This is a genomic window from Streptomyces sp. NPDC052109, assembly GCF_040680195.1.
In the GTDB taxonomy this organism is placed as follows: domain Bacteria; phylum Actinomycetota; class Actinomycetes; order Streptomycetales; family Streptomycetaceae; genus Streptomyces.
This window is the reverse complement of the sequence record NZ_JBFAWF010000048.1, coordinates 1-20879: the sequence shown is the minus strand read 5'-3', so window position 1 is coordinate 20879 and position 20879 is coordinate 1. Positions and strand designations below refer to the sequence as shown.

The window sequence follows — 20879 nt, the reverse complement described above, 5'->3', positions numbered from 1 at the left end:
TCCGAGGCGGGAGGGCACGAGGGCACATGGGCAGACGCTGGCGGGACGGAACCGGACGGCTGATCGTGCCGAGCGCGGAGGGCGGGCCCGGGGTGGGCAAGACCCAGCTGGCCGCCGACCATGCCCGCACCGCCTGGGAAAGGGGCGAACTCGACCTCCTGGTGTGGATCAGTGCCGGCACACGGGCGGCCGTCGTCGCCGGGTATGCGCAGGCCGCCGTGGAGGTGCTGGCCGCCGACCCGGGCGACCCGGAGCAGGCCGCTCGCGCATTCCTCGCATGGCTGGAACCCAAAACCCATGAGATGCCGCGCCGATGGATGGTCGTGCTGGACGACCTCGCCGACCCGGCCGACCTGCGCGGGCTGTGGCCCCCCTCCAGTGCACACGGCCGCACCCTGGCAACCACCCGCCGCCGTGACGCCGCCCTGACCGCGGCGGGCCGGCACCTGGTCCACCTGGGCCTGTTCACCCCCGGCGAGGCCGCCGCATACCTCACCGAGGCGCTGGCCCCCCACGGACGCAGCGAGCCACCTGACCAGATCCGGCGCCTGGCCGCCGACCTGGACCACCTGCCACTCGCGCTGGCCCAGGCCGCTGCCTACCTGGTCGACGCCGACCTCAGCTGCGCCGCCTACCGCACGCTGCTGGCCGACCAGATCAGCACGCTCGCTGACCTGGTCCCCGAACCAGGCGCGCTACCCGACGACCAGGCCGTCACCGTGGCCGCCACCTGGTTGCTGTCCGTCGAACGCGCCGACCGGCTCCGCCCACGGGGCTTGGCCCGGCCTATGCTCCAACTGGCATCGATGCTCGACCCCAACGGCATCCCCCACCCCGTCTTGACCAGCCAGCCCGCTCTCGAACACCTCACCACCAGCCGCACCACCACGGGCGAGCCGGGCACCGCACCGGTGACAGTGCAGGACGCGGTGGGCGCCCTGCGGGCCCTGCACCGGCTCCACCTGATCGACCACGCCTCGCACACACCCCACCAGGCCGTCCGCATTCACCAGCTCATCCGGCGCGCCACCCGCGACACGCTCCCCCTCGCCCAGCGTGACCAGCTCGCACGCACCGCCGCAGAAGCCCTCACCACCGTCTGGCCCGAGATCGAACGCGACACCGCCCTAGCCCAGGCCCTGCGTGCCAACGCCGAAGCTCTGACCAGCCACGCCGAAGACGCTCTCCATCAGCCGAACGCGCACGCCGTGCTGTACCGCACCGGCTACAGCCTCGGCCAATCTGGCCAAGTAACCGCCGCCCGCGACCACTTCCGACATCTCACCAAGCAGACCAGCCACCGCCTCGGCCCGGACCACCCCGATACCCTCACCGCCCGCGCCAACCTCGCCTACTGGCAGGGGAGAGCGGGTGATGCGGCCGGCGCCGCCGCCGCGTTCGCTGAACTGCTGCCTGACCGAGAACGCGTGCTGGGCCCGGACCACCCCGATACCCTCGCAGCCCGCAGCAACCTCGCCTACTGGCAGGGGGACGCAGGTGATGCGGCCGGCGCCGCCGCCGCGTTCGCTGAACTGCTGCCTGACCGAGAACGCGTGCTGGGCCCGGACCACCCTGACACCCTCGCAGCCCGCAGCAGCCTCGCCCGCTGGCGGGGGGAGGCAGGGAACGCCGGTGCTGCCGCGGCCGCATTCACCGAACTAGCGGAGGACGCGTTGCGCGTGCTGGGCCCGGACCACCCCGATACCCTCACCGCCCGCGCCAACCTCGCCTCCTGGCGGGGGGAGGCAGGGGACGCCGGTGCTGCCGCGGCCGCATGCACCGAACTGCTCGAGGACATGCTGCGCGTGCTGGGCCCCGACCACCCCTACACCTTCACCACCCGTGCCAACCTCGCCTACTGGCGGGGGAGAGCGGGTGATGCGGCCGGCGCCGCCGCCGCCTTCACCGAACTGCTGACTGCCCAGAAGAGGGTGCTGGGCCCGGACCACCCCGATACCCTCATCGCCCGTGCCAACCTCGCCTACTGGCGGGGGGAGGCGGGGGAAATCGGTGCTGCCGCGGCCGCATTCACCGAACTGCTCGAGGACATGCTGCGCGTGCTGGGCCCCGACCACCCCTACACCTCCACCGCCCGTGCCAACCTCGCCCGCCGGCAGAAGCAGGCAGAGCGGCAGAGCGTCGACTAACGACCGTTCTACGTCGCCACCGAGAGGTGTAGGAAGCCTGTCGGCCGGGCGGCCCATGCGTGATCTCCGAAAGGAATCGGCGCTGCGCTTCCCCTGTACCGCCGCTGTCACTGCTGACGCGATGGCTGCCCTGCTTGTCCCCAACACCGCCCACGCGGCCACTCTTGGTCCGCAATAAGATCCGCCGACATCGACCACCTCGGCACAGGCTGCGGTGTGCGTCAGGCGCCTGGCTCTGTTCACGAGAACCGGCGCCCTTCCTGTCCAACGTGTCGTACTGTCGGCGGCGGGTGAACCGTGGCCCAGTTTGGCCGGTTGAAAAGTGACCCAGTGGTGCGGTCAGTCGTTGCTTCTGTCGGTGGGGACGCGGCCGAGTTCACGGCCGCGCATGCGGTAGGAGTCTCCCTTGAGGGAGTGAACCTCGGCGTGGTGGACGAGGCGGTCGATCATGGCGGCGGCCAGGGTCTCGTCGCCGAAGACTTCTTCCCAGCGTCCGAAGGGCTTGTTGCTGGTGACGATCACCGACGCGCGTTCGTAGCGGTTCGAGATCAGTTGGAAGAACAGGTTCGCGGCCTCCGATTCGAAGGGGATGTAGCCGACCTCGTCCACGACGATCAACGGTTAGCGGCCCAGCCGGGTGAGCTCGGCGGCGAGGTTTCCGCCCTGGTGGGCGGCGGCGAGCCGGTCGACCCATTCCGCGGCGGTGGCGAAGGCGACGCGGTGGCCGGCCTGGCAGGCCCGGATGCCCAGGCCGATGGCCAGGTGTGTCTTGCCCGTGCCCGGCGGGCCCAGGAAAACGACGTTCTCTCTGCCGACGATGAAATCCAAGGTTCCCAGGTGGGACAGCTGCTCGCGCGTCAGGCCGCGCAAATAGGCGACGTCGAGTTCCTCGATGGTCTTGATCGCGGGGAAGCGGGCGGCGCGTACTCGTGCCTCACCGCCGTGGGATTCGTGGGCAGCGACCTCGCGTTGGAGGCAGGCGACGAGCTATTCCGGGTGGGTCCAGGATTCCTTGCGGGCCCGTTCAGCGAGGCGGTCGGCGGCGTCCAGCAGGGCCGGGGCCCTTCAGGGCCCGGGCGAGGAAGGCGAGGTCGGAGGTGGTCTGCTGGCTGGTGCGCCGGCCGGCGGCCGGAGGCTTGTCGACGGGCTGGGCCAGCACGGACTCGCCGTCGACGGTGGGGTGCGGGCCATTTAGCTCGCCTCCTTGTCGCCGCCGCCGATGACGGTGAACAGCCGGTCATAAGTGCCCAGCTCACGCTGTTCGACCTCGATCAGCGGGCCACCGCCGGAGCCGACGGCCTGAATCTGACCCGTTGGACGGCGCCGTGCCTGGTGGCGCATCATCGCTCCGGCCTCTGCGTGCTCGGGATCGGTGAGGGTCTGGTGGCGGGCCCAGCAGCGGACATGCCGGGCGACGATCTCCCCGCCGGTGGTCAGGACGATGACCTCCTCGTTGTCGGTCAGCACGGTGACGTGGTGACCGATCGCGGCGGGTCGACGGAGTAGTCGCAGGTGTCGACGCGAACGTAGTGGTCCCGGCGCAGCCGGGTGGCAAACCGCCACCAGGTCGGCGGGTCGACCGCCGGGAGGGTGAGCATCTGGGCCCGGTCCGCCTCCCAGCGGTCGACCGGGCGGGCGCCCGGGGTGCGGTGAACACGCCGGTCGGCGACCTTCAGCCAGGCATCGAGCTGGGTGTTGAAGTCGTCCGGGCCGCAGAAGTGACGCCCCGGCAGGAAAGAGGTCTCCAGATAGCGAGGCCGGCGTCGGCCGCGGGCGGGAGGCATGGTGCTCTTGGGGTGAGGGTCAGGAAGTGTGGTTACGTTCGGCACGTGGAACGCATGACGACGGTGGTGAGTGTAGGGGCAGACCTGTTCGGCTTCGATGCCGTGGGCGGTGAGGGCGGGGATGTCGTCGCAGCCGAAGGCGTACTTGTAGAAGGCGTGGCGTGCCCGTCTGCCACTGCGGGGGTGTCCACCGGCGGGGTGGCGAACGCCTGCGTGTAGCGGTGGGCGATCCGGTTGCGGCGGCTGGGCCAAGCGGGCAGTGAGCCGAGCTTGTTCGGTGACGATGCCGCCGTTGACCTCACCGAGCCGGGCCCGGTGCCGGGATGCTGCCTCCAGGAGCGTGGCCGCAATCTGGAAGCCGAGGTGCGCCCGGGCGGGGTGCCCCGCCCGGGCGAACGGGTATCCGTCGGCTGTTCGGGCACACGAGACGTCATGCACGGACTACATGCGCGTCCCACCAGCAGCAGTCTCATCGCCAAGGTCTCCACAGCCGAGACATCGCCGCCCGGTCACGACGGCGCCAAACACTCACACCGAGGCCGACGCACCGGCCGCCTGCGTCGCCGCGTTCTCGCCTACCGGGCAATCGATTTCCTGTCCACGCACATCCCGGACGACCCCGGCCCGGGCGACGAATGCCTGCTCCTCGTGCACACCCGCCAGGTCGTCGGCGAGGTCCGGTACCGGATCTGCACTGACTGCGCCCAGGGTGTCATCACCGCCGTCGTCATCGACGAGCGCTTCCACAGCACCGGCCTGGGCACCCGTGCGCTGTCACACCTACGGTCCCGCCACCCGGGAGTGACCTGGCGCAGCACGCTGAGCAAGCGCACCACCCGTGATCTCCTGCGCCGGATGCGCATTCCCACAACCACTTCTGCCACGCCCTGCCCCCACGCTCACCAGACACTCTCTGCCCCGGCTGGCCCGATACTCGCCAGCGGCTGACCCCAACGCTCAGCGGTCACAGCGCACCTGCCAGCGCAGGCAGGTCATGGATGGTCTGCCGTCGTCGCGCCCCTTGGTGAACTGGTACATCACCGCGCCGCGCGGCGGAGCCGGCATGGGTGAGGGGTGGCAGGGCATCCGAGGTGGTGAAGGGAGGGGGCTGACCGCGCTTTCGGTGCCGCCCGTCGACGTCAAGAACCTCTTAGGGGTGAGAAGGTGAAGGGCTTCCGCAGCTTCATCCTGCGCGGCAACGTGGTCGACCTGGCCGTCGGCATCGTCATCGGGGCAGCGTTCACCGCCGTGGTGAACGGCTTCGTCAGCGCCTTCCTGACCCCACTCGTCGGGCTGGCCACCGGCGCCACCGGCGACATGAGCCGCAAGACCTTCACCGTAGGCGCCACCCAGTTCCCCTACGGCGCCTTCGTCAACGCGGCGATCAGCTTCTTCCTCCTCGCCAGCGCCCTGTACTTCCTGGTCGTGCTCCCGATCAACAAGCTCCACGAACGCCTCGCCCCGCACCAAGACGTCCAGGCCCCCAAACGGGACTGCCCCGAATGCCTCAGCCCCGTACCCGCCCAGGCCCGACGCTGCGCCTTCTGCACCGTCTCCCTGCCCGCCGTACCCGCTCAGGCCGGAGAGACAACCCAGCGCGCCGGATGACCCGACCTCCATGGCCCGGTCTGGGCTGCCGGGCCCGTCGCGGGCACGTCCGTGGTGTTACCGGCGGCGTCCGATGCCGAACCGGCTGCGTGGCTTCATGGCCGGCGCCGGGCCCGACAACCACGGCCTGGGCCGGTCCTGGGGAGGCTTCACCACCAAGGTCCACCTGGCCTGCGAACAAGGCCAACGACCGGTGTAGATGGTTGGCTTGAACAACACAACGACCACCTGCACCGGCGTCGAGCCCCCTGCCCTCAGCGAGCGCATCCGCTCAGGGGCGCAGGGTGGAGGTGTACTGGCTCCTGCTGTCGCCGAGGTGGTTGTCGGTGTCGTAGGTGCCCTTCGAGGTGAGCAGCCAGTAGGAGTTCACCATCGGCTCGAAGTGCCATGTGCCTGTGTAGGCGGTCTTGCTGAAGGTGACGTGCAGGTAGACGTGGCCGACCTTGCCGGAGGCGACCTTCAGCGTGGGTGAGTAGCAGGGCAGGTTGAGACCGATCAGTCCGTTCGAGTCGTAGTAGCCGGCCTTCTCCCATCGGTGGTGTACCGGATTCCACCACGTGGCCGAGATGCCCCGCATCTGCTTGAAGCCCGGGGCGGCGAAGTTCCACAAGGACAGCGCAAAGCCGGACGGGGCCAGACCGTCCCGGGACTTCTGCGTGTACGACATGGTGACGTCGATCGTGGTACCCCGGTGCATCGACTTCGGGATACCGCTCGCCCACTCCTTCAACGTCCCGATCTGGTGAGTCGCGGACGCCTGCGTGCCGGCCGGGGCCGCGGATGCTGCGCCTGCGCTGATCGGCACCAACCCCAGGGTCACGGCCGCTGCAACCGCGGCGGCGCGTATACGTGTTCTCATGCTGTCCCCTCCCAGTGATCCATCAGCCGCGCATCCTACGCACCAGCCCGCCCTCCCTGGATAAGGCCGCGACAAGATCGCCTTCGGCCCGGGTACACCTCCCCCGCCAGGATGTAGTCGAAGGCCGCGCTGGACCAGGTGCGGGGCAGCGAGGGAGCGATGGGCGACATGGGCAGCTCCCCGCTGCTCTTTCATCAGGAGCGGTCCGCCCGGCTCCGTCGCCACGGCGTGGAACAGGTTGACGGACGGCGTGGTGGAGGCCCCGGTAGAGGACAGGCCCCGGTTGAGCACGGCGCGGCGGATGGTGCCGACCGCACTCAACCGGTTCCGTGGGCTCGGACAGGTCCCGTCAGGCTTTGGGAACCAGGTTGTGCTCGGTGCCCAGGGTGCTCATGCCGGTGTCGGCGTACAGCGTGGTCTCGCCGTCGGACCAGCGGACGATGAGGTCGTCGGTGCGGTGGTTGGGGGTGAAGTCGCCCGTCGTCATGACCGTGTTGTGGGTCCACAGCTCGTTGCGGTTCTGGATGCGTGCCTCGGTGCCGAGGGCGGAGGCCGTGGTGCCGACGTAGTTGTCGAGCTCGCCGTCCGACCACTGCACCAACAAGTCCCATTTCTGGTTGCCGGAGTACTCGCCGGCGGTCAGCAGTGTGGCGTCGGTCCAGATGGACTTGGGTTTCTGCAACTGGTGCTCCTGTCCGAAGCCTCCGGCCCCCACATTGGTGTAGAGGGTGAGTTCGCCGTCGGACCAGCGCACCATCAGGTCCGTGACGTAGCTCGAGGAGCCGAAACGGCCTGCGGCGATCTGGCTGGCGTTCTCCCAGATGGTGTGGGGCTTGGCCATCTGCGTGCCGGGTACGTTGAGGCCGTTGGTGCCGACGTCGCCGTAGAGGGTGACCTCGCCGTCGGACCAGCGGACCATGAGGTCGAACTGGTTCGATCCCGTGAAGTCGCCGGCGGTGATGGTCTCCGCGTTGGTCCAGATGGAGTGGGGGGTGACCAACTGGCGTTCGGTGATGAAGTGGCCTTGGCCGTCGTTGGTGTAGAGGGTGACCTCGCCGTCGGTCCAGACCACGATCAGGTCGCTGTGGCCGGCGCCGTTGAAGTCACCGGCGGCCATCAGCTTGGCGTGCTCCCACGTCGTCCCGCTTCCCACGGAGTAGGGCAGGGGCGGCTGATGGTAGGGGCCGTGGTCGGTGTGCAGGCCCTGCTGGGCGTCGTCGTAGTCCTGGAAGAACCGGTCGCCGTGCAGCGGGCTGTAGGTGATCCGGTTGTACAGCGGATTGTCGGTCTTCACATCGGGACCACCCTGCAGGAAGCCGCCCACGTTGCCGATGATCTCGCCGGTGTCGCCGGAGGCGTCGAACTTGGAGAACCACGGTCCGCCGGAGACCCCTCCCCACATGCCGGCGCAGTCGATCTGCATCTGGTTGTAGGCCGGCAGCGGCGTCGTCCAGACATTCGGGCAGTGGAACGCGCGGTCCTGCGAGTCGTACTTGACCATGGGATAGCCGATCACGGTCACCTGGTTGACGAATCCCGGTGTCCGAGCGAGGGTGTTGGCGCCCACGACGTCTTGGACGTTGCGCCCGCCGTTCTCCTTCAGGCTCGCGAAGGCGAAGTCCAGGTCGGAGTTGGCGCTCCGGTCCGAGGCGTACTGTGAGTCGCGGAACCACTCACCGACCGGCCAGATGCCGTACGGCTGGTCGGCCGCCGACTTGGTGTGGTCGTATTTGGGTACGAACGCCGCGTGGCTGCCGAGGCAGTGCCCGGCGGTGAGGATGAGGTTGCGCCCGGGGCTGCGTACCACGCTGGCCGTGCAGTGATGGGCCTTCATGTCACCTGTGGTGGTGAAGAGCATGCCGACGGACTTGATGCCGCCGAAGTGCTCACCGTCGATGGCGGTCAGGGACCGCTTCTTGTGCGGTGCGTTCCAGCCTTGCGGCTGCGCGATGCGGCCCGAGGGGTCGGTGGCGGAGGCCATGCGCTGGGGCGTCCAGAACCGGATGGCGTCCTGGACAGTCCAACTGCCGCTGTTGGCCGACGAGGGCGTGACGGACACCGAAGGGCTCGCGACGGCGGTCGTGTGGTCGGTGCGGTTCGGCGTGGCCGTCACCTGTCTGGTGGGGGCCGGGGCGGGTGTGGCGGCTCTGGCCGCGGCGGCATTGCCCAGAAGAAGTGCGGCGCACAACGCGAACGCACTCCCCAGGCTTATTCGTGTATTATGCAACTTAATTTGCTCCAGGTGAGGCGGGCCGAAGAGCTCGACGCGTCCGGGCCACGCAGCGAATGGACGGCCGGCACGGAGGGCGCGGCCGGGTCTTGCCGACGGGAAGTTCAGTTCCTCGGCACGGAGCGGAGCGAAGGCGTTTCAGCCGTGGCGGCTGATCGTGGTCGCCGCTCGGGCACACCGGGCGTCATGACGGACGACAGGCTCGGCAGACGGCCGACTCGGGCCGTTCGACGCGCGGGCCCTCAGTGGACAGGCAGGGACGCCCCCATGATCCAGTCCAGCGCACAGCGCACCCCCGATGCATTCCCCCCGCCGCCCCGTGAGACGGCACCCGGTAGACCATGGTCAGCGGTCACCGGTGCCATCATGATCGCACAACAATCGAACACACGTACAGATTTTGTTGCCGTCTACTGCGGACGGGGCGCGCCCACGTGAATGGTGTCGCAGAACACCGGGGTCACATGCCGGCCGTGCGGGTCGGTGATCTGCAGCGAAGCGCCATAGTCGGTGGACGCGGGGTGCGGTGGCAGCACCTCGATGCGCGGGGCGTCGTCCACCGGGATGGCGCAGGAACCGTCTGCGGAAGGGGATGCCGGGTAGAAGAGCGGGAAATCCACCGTTCTGCCATGGCTCAACACCAGCCGGACCGGCGCCTTGGCTTTCGGCTCCGACCAGACGGCAGGGCCTTTGCCGGCGTACGCCTGCACTTTCGGATAGCCATCGAAGGCGCAGGGCGCGGGGCTGGTGTTGGTCGCGCTCAGCAGAGCCGTCGGCGCCTTGCTCGGCTTATGGGTGAAGAGTGTCAGCTTCCATCGCAGCTGCGCGGTCCCGCATGCGGCTCCCGCCGAGGCCGTGGGGGACACACTCGTCCGTCCCCCGCCGGGGGTCGCCGCCGTCGCTCGGGACGACGGCCCGGCGCCCGGCTTCCCGGCGTCCGGATGCGCTGGACCGCACGCCACAGCAGCCGCCATCACCGTCAGGCTGATAGCGGAGACAGCCGCTGTCCGCCGTGCCACGAGAACTCCCCCTGGGAAGCGACCCTGCGGAGGCCGGGTGCCACCGCTCCTGCCTCCCGGCCAGGGAGATGCATTCGCCTCCGCGAGGGTTCCCTCGAAGCGGCACCCTGAGACGCGGACGCGTGGACACCCGCGTCGTCGATGGTGAGGTCGAACCCCGCAACTCGCCCGCGAGCAACCTTCCCTCCCCAGGCCCCTCACCCGCCGCCCGGCACGCGACGGCATGGGGCCCTCCGCCGTCCATCATGATGGGCCCACACCCCGGCCCGTACCCGGCGTGGCCCTCGACCGGCTCGAGGTCCTCGTCCGCAACCGACGCGAACGCCTGCAGGAAGCCCCACACCCTCGACGGCTTCCTAGCGGGCATCGGCCTGATGACCCTCAACGACCCACCCTCGCCCCTGACATGCCGAAGACAGTAAAGATCTCAACCTCAATCTTCCTCAGGTTCTCCACACTTCCTTGACGATCACGCGGGCGTCCGATGACTGTTGTGTCCATGCCATCCTCGGACGGGGGTGGAGGGGCGGAAAATGCCATGAATGCCGCACTGACTCGCACATGCACAGCCGCCGCGCTGGCCGCTTTTCTCGTCGTCGGAACCGGGGGAGTGGGCACTGCTTTCGCGGAGGACACCCCCTCGGTGTCGGACACCTCGTCGGAGGTCGATGCCGACCTGGACGGGAACCCGATCCCCCAGGCGCCGGCCGACACCGACGTCTCGGTGGACCAAGGCGGGGACTTGGGCAATGCCAACCACCCGATGAACCCGGACGGCTGCCCGCCCGACCCGGGCTTCCGCTTTTACAAGTCAAGAGCACGTTCGTCGCTGACCCCAAGAAGACCGTCTACGGAGACCCCGGCACCACGCTCTCGGTCTCGGTGGCCGAGGGCCACACGTGGACCGGCACCATTACATATTCGGCCAAGCTGAGCGAGTCGGTCCTCATCGCTTCCGCCGAGGAGAGCATCAGCGGCTCGATCTCCTATGCCAAGACCACCACCGTCACCCTTGGCGGGTCGTGGGTGGTCCCGAAGAACCAGAGGCAGGGATGGCTCGCACTCGGCTCGCAGGGATACTCCTTCAACTGGGAACGGGGTTCCACGAACGGCGGCTGCAAGTGGATCGTCTCCAACCATGGGACCGCCAAGCTCCCGGCGCTCTCGCCCTACATCGCCCACTCGTGAGTCGAGGACGATCTGATGAAGCCTTCCCTGCTGGCCGTCGGCCTGTCGGCGCTGGTGCTTGTGTCCGCCTGTTCCGGTGGCGCGACCGCCACCCATGCGACGACGCCTCCGGCAAAAGCGACGACGGGGACCGGCGCGATGCCCTCTGCGGTGCAGACCCCGACGAAACCGGACCGCCTTCCCAATCCGGTCCAGTCTCCTCTTCCTGTCGGGTCGAAAACGCTCTACACGGGATCGGGCCACGGTGCGCGCGGTTTCACGCTTCCCGCGTCAGCGGGGAAAGCCTCATCCATCACGGTGATGTGGACTTGTGCCGGCCCCTCCAAGTTCAACATCACCGCCGCCGGACATACCCTTGCCGGATCTCAGTGCGGTGACGGGACCGGCGTATTCGGCGCCAAGATCCCGCACGCCAATATCCACGAACTCGTGTGGAAGTTCTCAGCTGACAATTCGGTGGTTTGGCGGATCGTCGTGACCCAACCACCTGAGAGCTGACCTCGGGTCGCGTCCCGCGAAGTGGTGTAGCGATGTGGAGGTCACGACTCCTCAGGTCGCACACGCCTGCAGGGCCACCGGCGCGGTCAGAGGCCGCGCCGGTGGCCTGGAACAGCATCGACACCGACCGAGGAGCCTCGACGGTGATCGCCGTGGAGGCGGTCGCCGGAGCGAGACGGTCCGGATTCCTACACCACTTGGCGGTACACCATCCTGGGGTCTCCGCACCAACTCCGCCCGCCGGGCGGTCAACCTGGACCACTGGACGTTTGCGGACGCCGACGGCCGCACCTACACCTTCCACCACGTGTGGCTGGAGGGCCGGTCCACGGTGCGCGTCCACACCGGCTATGGCCGCGACACCCGCACCGACCTGTACCAGGACCGGCGCAATCACGTGTGGGACCACTACGGCGACACCGCGACCCTGCGTAACGACCACGGCCGCTACATCGACGCCGTCTCCTGGGGCCACGACCGCGACCACCACGGCGACCACCGTGGCGGACACCGCCACTGACCCCACAGCAGCGGCATGCGACGCCGGCCGGTGACGCATACCGAGGGCGGGCCACCCACGTGCGGAGGTGGGCCGCCTCTTCGCGCGTGAGGAGATCTATCCGGATGCGCCCTTTCGATGAGGCGTGGGCGGAGGCGAGTTCCGACTGGTAGTCCCCTGCTGTGCTACCTGCACGGCAGGGAACCTGCCGATTTCATGAATTCAGCCGAGGGTGACGACCATTTTGCCGAGGGCTTCTCCGGCCTCCATGGCCCGGTGGGCTTCGACGATCTCGGCGAACCGGAAGACCCGAGTGGGACGGGCCCGCAGGACACCGGCTGCGACTTTGGCGTAGATCTCGTCCAACGGCACGTCGGTGAGCGGGAATGCGGGGGTGCCCAGGACGAAGGCGCTGCCGAAGAAGCTGAGCTGGACCCCGCTGGGCAGATCGGTGATCGGGTCGAAGTCTTGCACCGGGGCGAAGCCGCCCAGGAAGCCGAGCTGGCACACCCGGCCACGGGGTCGGACCAGGGCCAGCGAGTCGCGCAGGACGCTGTTGCCGACGACGTCGAACACCGCGTCGACGCTGACCTTTCGCTCCCTGACCTTGGCGGCGAGCGCGCCGTCGTCGATGAGGACGTCAGTGGCCCCGAGTTCCTTGAGCAGTGGTACGTGGGCCGGGTTCCGGGTCGTGGCGAACACGGTCGCGCCGTGGTCGAGCGCGAGGTTGACGGCGGCCTGGCCGAGCGACGATGTTGCTCCCCGTCGCACGATCGTCTCGCCCGGCCGCAGGTCCAGATTACCGAACAGGCCGCTCCACGCCGTCGCGTACACCTCGGGAACCGCGGCCAGGTCGGCCCAGCCCAGCGACGAGTGCACGGCCACCACGTTGGTCGCCGGCACGGTCACTAGTTCCGCGTAGCTGCCGTTGCGGGTCCGGCCCATGCCGCCGAGGATCGCCACCACCGAGGTCCCGGCGGGGAGTTCGCCTGAGGGGTCGGCCTCGACCACCCCGGCGCACTCGATCCCGGGGACGGCCGCCACCTCGCCCCAGGCTCCGCCACGCATGTACGCCTCGGCGTGGTTGAGGCCGAACGCCTTGACTCGGATCAGCACTTCGCCGGCGGCGGGCACCGGGTCGGGTAGTTCGGTGAGGATGAGCACCTCGGGGCCGCCGTGGGCGGAAATGACGATGGCCTTCATGTCGTAACCCCATTCTTGAGTATGCATTCAACTATTGGTGCGAAAAAGAGAGCCACCGCGTGCGGTGGCCCGTGCGGCTGGCTGTCAGACCAGAGCGGTGAACGCGTTGTCGACGATCGACCGCAGGAGCGCCTCGTCGGGATTCGCCTTTCCGACCACCATCAGCCCCTGGCATGTAGCGACCAGCAGCTTGGCGCTGCCGGCGCAGTCCAGTGAGGCGCGCACCTGGCCCCTGCGAGTCGCGTTCTCCAGCGCGTGGGTCATGCACCGTTCGAGCCGGGCCAAATGGCCGCGCACGACGGCCGCCGCCTCGTCGTCCTCGGCGGCCTTCTCGATCGCCGTGTTGACGAGCAGGCAGCCTTGCCGGCCCTCGGGGCTGAGCAGGTCGTGCACCAGCCCGTCGAAGTAGCCGCGGATCTCGGCCACCGACGCGCCTGGATCCTCCAGCTCGCCCAGCTTCTCGGGGACGACCAGCTTGGAGTAGCGCTCCAGCGACTTCAGGAACAGTGCGTGCTTACCGCCGGGGAAGGCGCTGTAGAGGCTGCCGGGCTTCACCCCGGTCGCCTTCACCAGATCCTCGATGGACGTCGCCCGGTACCCGCGCTCCCAGAACCGCAGCATGGCCGCGTTCAGGACGGTGTCGGGTTCGAACTCTCGAGGTCTGGGCATGAGGCAAACATATATGAGCGCCCATTCAAGAACAACCCTGGCGTTCCGGGCGGGGATGGATAGCGGCCACACGAAGCGTGAGGCTCACCAGTGACGCCAGCGTCCGACCCTCGACTCAGTGAGCTTCGGGGCATGTCACACGTACCAGGACCGGCGGGCGTGTGTGGGACGACAATGGCGACACCGCGACCTACGTAACGACCACGGCCGTTTCGTCGGCGCCGTCTCTTGCGGCCGCGATCACGACCGAGACCACCGTGGCGGACACCTGTGCTGATGCGCCGACCCGTAGGTGAACGCCGGCTCGTATGCGGGTGCCACGAGAGCATGCAGGGTGCCTCCCGGACGGCTGGGGAGGCACCCTGCATGTGTCTGCGACCGGGTTACTTGAACCAGTAGCGGACGCCGTGGCGGCGGGAGCAGGTCCCTTGTGAGTTCTGCGAGCAGGACAGCGAGGCGTCCTTGACTTCGCGGTCTCGTACTTGTCCTTGGGCTTCTGATGATGCGTCCAGCCGCACACCCCGGTGGTGTGATGGACGCAGTGGTGAGCGGTGTTGGTCGACGGCAAGGTCGCCGCCGACGCCGCCGGTGCGCTGAAGAAGACACCGGCGGCAGCCGCAGCAACCGCCGTGGCAGCAAGACGTGCGCGCAAAGGATCCCCCTTTTGATGTGGAACAAGACGCTCCGAGCTGCGGCAGCTGGCCCGCGCCCGCCGGGCCGTCCAGGCGGCGTGACCGCGCGCCTCGGTTGACCAGGAGCACGGGGTTGCGACAAGGGTTGCGCCTGTCTGTTGCGCTGGATGTTGCGCCAAGGGTTGCGCTAGGTGTTGCGCGGCCCGCAGGACCGTCCCCGTGTCCGTGCAGGTCACCACGCGGTTTTGCCGTGGTCGGCCCGCTGACATCCCTGTTGCGGCCGCTCTGCCCATGCCCCTTGGCTGGTGTGAAGGAGTAAGGGACGGGCGGGATGGGCGGCGCGGCCACGGCCGGGATCGGGGCGCGCTCAGCCGGTTGCGCGTCGGCCGGGGCCGCCGCGCGGCTGTCATCGTCACACCGGATCTCTTCCACGGTGCGACGACGAACCACGCGTCGTGCCGCTGGAGGCCGTGGTATCGCGTGTGGCGCGGCGCGTCGCGTGGTCTGCGGCGCGTGGTCGGCTACTGTCGACCTGACAGGCCAGGGACGGTCTGGAGGCGAGCGATCCGCCCGGGTGGAGTCGCAGATGTCTCAAGGGTGGGATGCCCGGTCCCGCATCATGCGTTTCTCGGTGTCCGTGCGTGCTTTCCTCCACGGCTGCCGCCCGGGGGCAGCCGGAGCAGGAACCTCATGCCGCACACGACCGACAAGCGGATCAGCAAGGAACTCGCGCGCCTTCTGCACCTGGGACGACTCCAGGCGAAGGGCGGCCGTCCCACCCTGGATCCCACCGATCGCGGGCAATTGGCCTTCCAGGCCCTCCTCTTCGAGTGCCTGATGAGCACCCGTGAGCACCCGCATCCCCTGGAGCAGCCGCGGAAGAGCGCGATGCAGCATCAGCGGCTACCTGAATGTTATTCGCCACCAGCCCGGCCATCTGGAGATCTACACCAACACGGCCCACCGCGTCACCGGCCGCATTCTGCCCTTCTTCCACGAGGACCACGGCGTGTGCGGCATCCCCGGCCTCCGGCCGATCGACTTCACCTGCCGGCGGGTGCGCCTGATCCACCTCCCCACAGGGGGGCGCCTCGACCTCGTGGACGCGCAGCGCTGGCATGGCATGGATATAGCCCGCATGGTCTTCCGGCAGGAAACTGGCTGGCATCAGAAAGACGGGCGCTTGCCGCTGTGGCGGCACAACGGTCTCACCGACGAAGAAGCCGCGCACCATGCGTGCTGGGCGTACACCGCCAGCACACCGCTGCGCAGCGCACTCCTGATGCGTTCCATGCCACTGTGGTACCGCTTCGACCTCAGCCCTGCCTGGGTCACCGGCCACCCCACACGCCCGGACAGGCTCATCTGGGACGCCCGCTCCCACACTGACCACGATCAGGTCGTCGAGCTGCTGACGCGCTCCGCGGCCCGCATCCCAGGAGCCGTCCATCGTGAGAGAACGCCCTGCTCCGGGACTCCTCAGCTCGGCCCCGGCCGTGCGCAGCTGATCAGCAACTGCTAGGGCCCCCGGTCATCGGCTTTGTGTCCGGAGTGCTGTCCTGTCGCAGGTCCAGGTAGCAGCGCAGCCCGACACCGGGCTGGCCGGGATCATGCGTGGTGCGGTCGGCGGTAGCGGTGGCCCACCGAGAGGCAAGCGCCTGCTGGAAGGAGAAGGCGGTGGCGTCCTCCAGGGCCGCGACGTCGACGACGACCAGCCCGGGTTCCGCCAGCTGCATCTCGTTGATCGGTTCCATGTCCAGCACGACGCGCTGAATCCTCTCAGGGTTCGCCACAAACCGGAGATTCACCCTCACCGGGCACCTCAGCGGCCGGCCTGCTCCCGCAGGAAGCGTCGCTCCTTGATCCGCCGCCGTATATGCCACCAGCGGGCGGCGTAGGCGAGGTCTTCCCGGCAGACGTTAAGGAACGCATCACGGGCGGCCACCACAGCATCGGCCTGCTGCTGGGAGCGGTCGGTGTTCTTCTCGTTCAAGTCCAGGTCACCGGTTGCGGCAACAAGGGTCTCCGCTGCGGCGATGACGTGCACGCTGCCGCACAGCCGCACGCCTGTGCCCGGGAGTTCACTCGAGTGGCGTAACCGGTGAATTCTCCTGACCGTGGATGTGCCCGCGGCATGTGAGGACCACCGTACGAGACAGACCACTTCCTCGCCTGTCAGGCAACGGCCGTCCCACTCGTACCGAAGCGGTGTTTCCAGACGCGCTGAATCGCTGCCCCGCAATTATGTTGACCTCGTGCGGCGCCGCTTTCCCGTCACATTCCCGGAGGGCGTGACGTAAGGGGCCCGCGAGCGGACATCGAGAGGAGCGCAACCATGCCCTTCGCCACCGCCGAGGACGGCACGCAGATCTTCTACAAAAGCTGGGGCTCGGGCCAACCCGTCGTCTTCTCCCACGGCTGGCCGCTCACCGCCGACGCCTGGGACCCCCAGATGAAGCTCATGGTGGACAACGGATTCCGCGCCGTCGCCCACGACCGACGCGGCGGCGGACGCTCCGGTCAGCCCTGGGACGGCAACAACCTCGACACCTACGCCGACGACCTGGCCGCGGTCATCGAAACCGAAGACCTGCGCGACATCATCCTGGTCGGGCACTCCACCGGCGGCGGCGAAGTCACCCGCTACATCGGCCGGCACGGCACGGCACGGGTCGCCAAACTGGTCCTGCTCGGCGCCATCCCGCCGCTGATGCTGAAGACGGAAGCCAACCCCGAGGGCCTGCCGATCGAGGTGTTCGACGAGATCCGCCAGGGTGTGCTCACGGACCGCTCGCAGTACTACAAGGACCTCAGTGCCCCGTTCTACGGTGCCAACCGTGAGGGCTCGACCGTCTCCCAGGGAACGCGTGACGAATTCTGGCTCTGGAGCATGACCGTCGGCATCAAGGGCGCCTACGACTGCATCAAGGCGTTCTCCGAGACGGACACGACCGAGGACCTGAAGAAGGTCGATGTGCCGACACTGATCGTGCACGGCGACGACGACCAGATCGTGCCCATCGTCTCCGCGGGCGCCAAATCATCCAAGATCGTCAAGGACGCGCAGTACAAGGTCTACGAGGGCGCACCTCATGGCCTTGCGATGGTGCCCAAGTACGCCGAGATCTTCAACAGAGACCTGCTTGAGTTCGCGCGCAGTTAGCGCCGTCCCCCGGTCCTGGGTCAACGGCGGCGCTGCCGTTAACCCAGGACACTGCCGGCCAGTGGCGCTGTGAATCGGCCGCCCGGGAGGGACGGTTCAAAGATGTCCCGGGCAACCATGTCCGGAGCGCCTGAAACTGGCTCGGCAGCCTGGGCGATCGGTTCGCCGTGTCAGCCGATCGGGCTTGCGCCCTGCTGGAAGACGTTGATGAGGTTTCCGTCGTTGTCGCGGATCGCGGTCGAGATGCTGCCGTCGCCGAGGTCCATCTGCTCCCAGACGGTCGTCACGCCCAGGTCACGGAAGGTGCGGGTCACGCTGGCGAGGTCCTCGACGCGGAAGACCAGGGCCTTGTTGCCGATCGGGCGGATGTGGGCGGGGGGCTCTGCCGTCAGTTCGGGGATCCGCACACCGTCCGCGGGCTGGAGGAGCTCGAGCCGGAACCCGGGGCCCTCCAGGAAGGCGACGTCCGCTCCGATGGCGTCGAAGCGGGACTTCGCCAGCAGGGTGAGGCCGAACACCCGGTTCCACCACTGGATCGACGCGTCGAGGTCACTGACGGAAATCGTCACGTTGTGGAGGCTGTAGGGGAAGGGCGGCTGGGCAGCGGTGGTCATGGTGATCACTTTTCGTTGGGCGGGTGCAGGCGTTTGCGGTGGGGCACGCGAGACCCCTCGCGCATCCCGCCCGGCTTCTCTGTGCCGTGCAGCGGAACAGTCTGTGCCCGTCTGCCGCCGACCCGACGTCTACTTGCAATAGCGAATCCGCGGGTCGTAGGCCAAACGTAGACCTTATGGACCGTACAGTCAAGAACTTGTGTCCTCTTCGGGTGCATTGCGAAGTCAGTGGATCAATGCACCAGTTGGCGAATCGCCGTCGGCGTGCGGAAGTGAGGCGCGAGCGAGGTCCCGCGCGGACTTGGGTAGCCTGGAGACTTTGCCGTCAGGGCCCGTGCGCAATGGGCCGGCGCCGTCGGCTGCCGGAGCGTCGTCCGGCCCGCGTTGCGGCGCAGTCGATGGCGCAGCCGCCCGGCCGGAGTGCCTGCTCAAGGGCATGGTGAAAGGGGCAGGCCGTCAACCGCGCTGGGGCGGGCGCCCGGGCCACTCGTGGGGGTGCTCGGAGGGCAGGTAATGCGCGTGCTCGCAGCCGACTCAAGCGGGCCCGCCCGGGTCCCTGCCGGTCGGCACGTCACCTGTGAAGGGTGCCGGCCCGCAGGATGGTCAGTGTCGGGAGAGCTGCTTGAGGGCGGCCTGGCTTATCTGCAGCAGAGCTGAGCCGTCCATGCCGGTCTTCGCGAGAAACTCGATGCCCTGCATGACGGCAAGGAGCAGCCGCCCGACCTCCTGGGCGTCCGCCCCCGGTTCGACCGTCCCCTCGTCCTGGGCTTCCTTCACGCAGGCGATCAGAAGATCTTCGACCGCTTGGTAGCTGCTCCGGGCCCGGGAGACGACGTCCGGATCATTGCTGTGCAGCTCGGACGTGCTGTTGACCAAAAGGCAGCCGCGCCGCTGCGGGTCCTCCGTGAATCCCTTGGCCACGCCCTCAACGAGCAGGGTCAGGCGTTCGAAGGCCGTACCGGGCCCGGTCAGGACCGCCCGGACGCCGTTGAGCTGTTCGTCGCGGTAGCCGTCCAGCACGTGCAGGAACAGCTGCCGCTTGTCGCCGAAGGCCCCGTACAGGCTCCCCTTGCCCAGTCCGGTGGCGTCCGTCAGGTCCTGCAGTGACGTAGCCGCGTACCCCCGATTCCAGAACTGCTCGCGCGCAGACTCCAGAACCTGGTTCTCGTCGAAATTCCGCGGTCGTCCCATGTTCAACAGCATACGTCCTTCTTGACCTATCGGTCCAGATCGTGAGCGCCCGGCTGCATGCGACACACACCGGGGACAGGCTGGGTGGTGGCGGGGTGTGTGGCGCACGGCTCCCCCCGGCGCCCCGGCGCCCTAGCGTCCCGGCGGGCGGACCGGCGCCGGCCGGCTCGTCGCCGCTCGGCGGTGTGGATGCAGTCACGTTTTTGCCCGAGCGGTCCATAACGCGGTTCTTTACCGTACAGTCCATAAGTGGCCCGGGGCTGTCCGCTCCGGGCTGTAACACGCAGCGACACATGGTGCACGACTTTTGGCGTTTGCACCGGACAGGGATAAGCGATCATGGGACAGCTTGACGGGAAGACCGCAGTCGTCACCGGAGGCAACAGCGGAATCGGACTGGCCACAGCCAAGCGATTCGCGCGTGAGGGCGCGCACGTGTTCATCACCGGCCGTCGGCAGGAGGCTCTCGACGCCGCGCTGGCCGAGATCGGTGGGGAAGCCACCGCCGTCCGGGGCGACGTCGCGAACCTCGCGGACATCGACCGCCTCTACGCGGCTGTCGCCGAGCGGGGCCGGTCCATCGACGTACTGTTCGCCAACGCGGGCGGCGGTGAGTTCGCCGCGCTTGAGCAGGTCACCGAGGAGCACTTCGACGCCACCTTCAACATCAACGTGCGAGGCATGCTCTTCACCGTTCAGAAGGCAATTCCGCTACTCAACGACGGCGCCTCGGTGATCCTGACCGGATCGACTGCTGCCACCTCAGGTGGCGCCGCCTTCGGCGTGTACGCCGCGTCCAAGGCCGCGGTCCGCTCCTTCTCCCGCACCTGGGCCAACGAACTCAGCGGCCGCGCAATCCGAGTGAACACCCTGGTGCCCGGCCCGATCGTCACCCCGGGCATCACCGGCCTGGCCGCGGACGCCGACCAGGCCGCGAAGATGAGGGACGCCTTCGCCAGCCAGATACCGCTGGGCCGGATGGGGCACCCGGACGAGGCCGCAGCCGCCGCACTGTTCCTCGCCAGCAATGAGAGCAGCTTCGTCACCGGATCCGAGCTGTTCGTCGATGGCGGACTCAACCAGATCTGAGCGCCGCAAGACGATGCGCTTGCCCGTCCCAGCGAAGATAAGAGTGTGACCGCGTCGCGGTCACACCGGTAGTCACACCGAGCCTTCGGGCGAGCGCAGCCCCGCCGGTGTGCGGGCACACGGCGACTCCCGGAATCGGCTGAGGGCGTGGAGTCGGACGCCGTACACACAGATGATCAGCAGAGCACCGTCGCCCGGCAGTTTTGGCCAGCGGCGGCGCCGACGACCGTGCGTGCCGCCGCAGCCACCGAGTTCATACAGCCGTCGGAAGCGCCAGAAGACATGGGGGCCTCTCCGGCAGGGCATCTCAGGGCACGAAATACCTCGAGTCCCTCCGTCGCTGCGGCCATAGGAAAGACGCGTGCTTCTGGGCGCCGGCACCGGCGTAAGCGACATGAGTGGGGCCCGGCCGCCTCGGTGTGCGGTGGCACGTCGAGGTGACCTCGGCGTCTCCTCCGCATACCCATGGACGGCTCGCGCCCTTCG

At 68.4% G+C, this 20879-nt stretch carries 19 protein-coding genes and 2 pseudogenes; 8 read left to right on the top strand and 13 right to left on the bottom strand.

The features are described 5' to 3' along the window. Positions 1-26: 26 nt before the first annotated feature. On the top strand, positions 27-2147 hold the full coding sequence (locus AB0L59_RS41945) for a tetratricopeptide repeat protein (RefSeq protein WP_365593399.1): 2121 nt from the start codon (positions 27-29) through the stop codon (positions 2145-2147). Between the two features lie 339 nt (positions 2148-2486). On the opposite strand, the pseudogene istB reads toward AB0L59_RS41945, so the two are convergent. The 4 genes and pseudogenes from istB to AB0L59_RS41925 form a co-directional block, all read right to left on the bottom strand. Then, a pseudogene (gene istB / locus AB0L59_RS41940) lies at positions 2487-3065 on the bottom strand (IS21-like element helper ATPase IstB); the annotation flags it as partial. Between the two features lie 273 nt (positions 3066-3338). Next, entirely contained in the window at positions 3339-3614 is a 276-nt protein-coding gene (locus tag AB0L59_RS41935) for a hypothetical protein (protein ID WP_365593393.1), read from the bottom strand. After that, a complete protein-coding gene (locus AB0L59_RS41930) occupies positions 3608-3931 on the bottom strand; it encodes a hypothetical protein (protein ID WP_365593390.1) in 324 nt (107 codons plus the stop codon). The genes AB0L59_RS41935 and AB0L59_RS41930 overlap by 7 nt, the downstream gene beginning before the upstream one ends. A gap of 528 nt (positions 3932-4459) precedes the next feature. After that, the gene (locus AB0L59_RS41925; RefSeq protein ID WP_365593388.1) at positions 4460-4678 is read right to left on the bottom strand and encodes a hypothetical protein; all 219 of its coding nucleotides are present in this window, start codon (positions 4676-4678) and stop codon (positions 4460-4462) included. A 417-nt stretch (positions 4679-5095) separates the two neighbouring features. On the opposite strand from AB0L59_RS41925, the gene mscL reads away from it, so the two are divergent. Beyond that, positions 5096-5539 carry a large conductance mechanosensitive channel protein MscL gene (mscL, locus tag AB0L59_RS41920; RefSeq protein ID WP_365593385.1) on the top strand — a complete coding sequence of 148 codons (444 nt, stop codon included), beginning with the start codon at positions 5096-5098 and terminating at the stop codon, positions 5537-5539. A gap of 271 nt (positions 5540-5810) precedes the next feature. Here the strand turns inward: mscL and AB0L59_RS41915 are convergent, their stop codons facing one another. The 3 genes from AB0L59_RS41915 to AB0L59_RS41905 all read right to left on the bottom strand — a co-directional run bounded on the left by AB0L59_RS41915 (position 5811) and on the right by AB0L59_RS41905 (position 9494). Further along, positions 5811-6398, bottom strand: coding sequence for a hypothetical protein (locus AB0L59_RS41915; protein ID WP_365593382.1), 588 nt, complete (start codon positions 6396-6398; stop codon positions 5811-5813). Positions 6399-6747: 349 nt separating this feature from the next. Next, positions 6748-8511, bottom strand: coding sequence for an FG-GAP-like repeat-containing protein (locus tag AB0L59_RS41910; protein WP_365593380.1), 1764 nt, complete (start codon positions 8509-8511; stop codon positions 6748-6750). Between the two features lie 527 nt (positions 8512-9038). Further along, positions 9039-9494 (bottom strand): DUF4232 domain-containing protein, encoded by a 456-nt coding sequence (locus AB0L59_RS41905; RefSeq protein WP_365593377.1) that lies wholly within the window; start codon positions 9492-9494, stop codon positions 9039-9041. 1035 nt (positions 9495-10529) lie between these two features. Between AB0L59_RS41905 and AB0L59_RS41900 the strand changes: the two genes are divergently transcribed. The 3 genes and pseudogenes from AB0L59_RS41900 to AB0L59_RS41890 all read left to right on the top strand — a co-directional run. Further along, a complete protein-coding gene (locus AB0L59_RS41900) occupies positions 10530-10835 on the top strand; it encodes a hypothetical protein (protein ID WP_365593374.1) in 306 nt (101 codons plus the stop codon). A 15-nt stretch (positions 10836-10850) separates the two neighbouring features. Beyond that, positions 10851-11333, top strand: a complete 483-nt coding sequence (locus AB0L59_RS41895) for a hypothetical protein (RefSeq protein ID WP_365593371.1) — start codon at positions 10851-10853, stop codon at positions 11331-11333. Positions 11334-11559: 226 nt separating this feature from the next. After that, positions 11560-11853 (top strand): annotated as a pseudogene (locus AB0L59_RS41890) (lamin tail domain-containing protein); the annotation flags it as partial. Between the two features lie 201 nt (positions 11854-12054). On the opposite strand, the gene AB0L59_RS41885 reads toward AB0L59_RS41890, so the two are convergent. Together AB0L59_RS41885 and AB0L59_RS41880 are read right to left on the bottom strand one after the other, a co-directional pair. Further along, positions 12055-13062 carry a zinc-binding dehydrogenase gene (locus AB0L59_RS41885; RefSeq protein ID WP_365593369.1) on the bottom strand — a complete coding sequence of 336 codons (1008 nt, stop codon included), beginning with the start codon at positions 13060-13062 and terminating at the stop codon, positions 12055-12057. A 57-nt stretch (positions 13063-13119) separates the two neighbouring features. Then, the gene (locus AB0L59_RS41880) at positions 13120-13704 is read right to left on the bottom strand and encodes a helix-turn-helix domain-containing protein (RefSeq protein WP_365593366.1); all 585 of its coding nucleotides are present in this window, start codon (positions 13702-13704) and stop codon (positions 13120-13122) included. 1479 nt (positions 13705-15183) lie between these two features. On the opposite strand from AB0L59_RS41880, the gene AB0L59_RS41875 reads away from it, so the two are divergent. Next, positions 15184-15858, top strand: a complete 675-nt coding sequence (locus AB0L59_RS41875; RefSeq protein WP_365593363.1) for a hypothetical protein — start codon at positions 15184-15186, stop codon at positions 15856-15858. Here AB0L59_RS41875 and AB0L59_RS41870 read toward each other — a convergent pair. Beyond that, positions 15845-16090 carry a DUF6207 family protein gene (locus AB0L59_RS41870; protein ID WP_365593396.1) on the bottom strand — a complete coding sequence of 82 codons (246 nt, stop codon included), beginning with the start codon at positions 16088-16090 and terminating at the stop codon, positions 15845-15847. The genes AB0L59_RS41875 and AB0L59_RS41870 overlap by 14 nt on opposite strands. Before the next feature lie 68 nt (positions 16091-16158). Beyond that, the gene (locus AB0L59_RS41865; protein ID WP_365593360.1) at positions 16159-16383 is read right to left on the bottom strand and encodes a hypothetical protein; all 225 of its coding nucleotides are present in this window, start codon (positions 16381-16383) and stop codon (positions 16159-16161) included. Between the two features lie 288 nt (positions 16384-16671). Between AB0L59_RS41865 and AB0L59_RS41860 the strand changes: the two genes are divergently transcribed. Continuing rightward, positions 16672-17499: an alpha/beta hydrolase gene (locus AB0L59_RS41860; protein WP_365593358.1), complete on the top strand. Its 828-nt coding sequence runs from the start codon at positions 16672-16674 to the stop codon at positions 17497-17499. A gap of 170 nt (positions 17500-17669) precedes the next feature. On the opposite strand, the gene AB0L59_RS41855 is transcribed toward AB0L59_RS41860, so the two are convergent. Both AB0L59_RS41855 and AB0L59_RS41850 read right to left on the bottom strand, forming a co-directional pair. Beyond that, positions 17670-18113 (bottom strand): VOC family protein, encoded by a 444-nt coding sequence (locus AB0L59_RS41855; protein WP_190172138.1) that lies wholly within the window; start codon positions 18111-18113, stop codon positions 17670-17672. 603 nt (positions 18114-18716) lie between these two features. Next, a complete protein-coding gene (locus AB0L59_RS41850; RefSeq protein WP_365593354.1) occupies positions 18717-19304 on the bottom strand; it encodes a TetR/AcrR family transcriptional regulator in 588 nt (195 codons plus the stop codon). A 339-nt stretch (positions 19305-19643) separates the two neighbouring features. Here AB0L59_RS41850 and AB0L59_RS41845 point away from each other — a divergent pair, with 339 nt between their 5' ends. Next, positions 19644-20393: a glucose 1-dehydrogenase gene (locus tag AB0L59_RS41845; RefSeq protein ID WP_031026510.1), complete on the top strand. Its 750-nt coding sequence runs from the start codon at positions 19644-19646 to the stop codon at positions 20391-20393. Positions 20394-20879 lie beyond the last annotated feature (486 nt).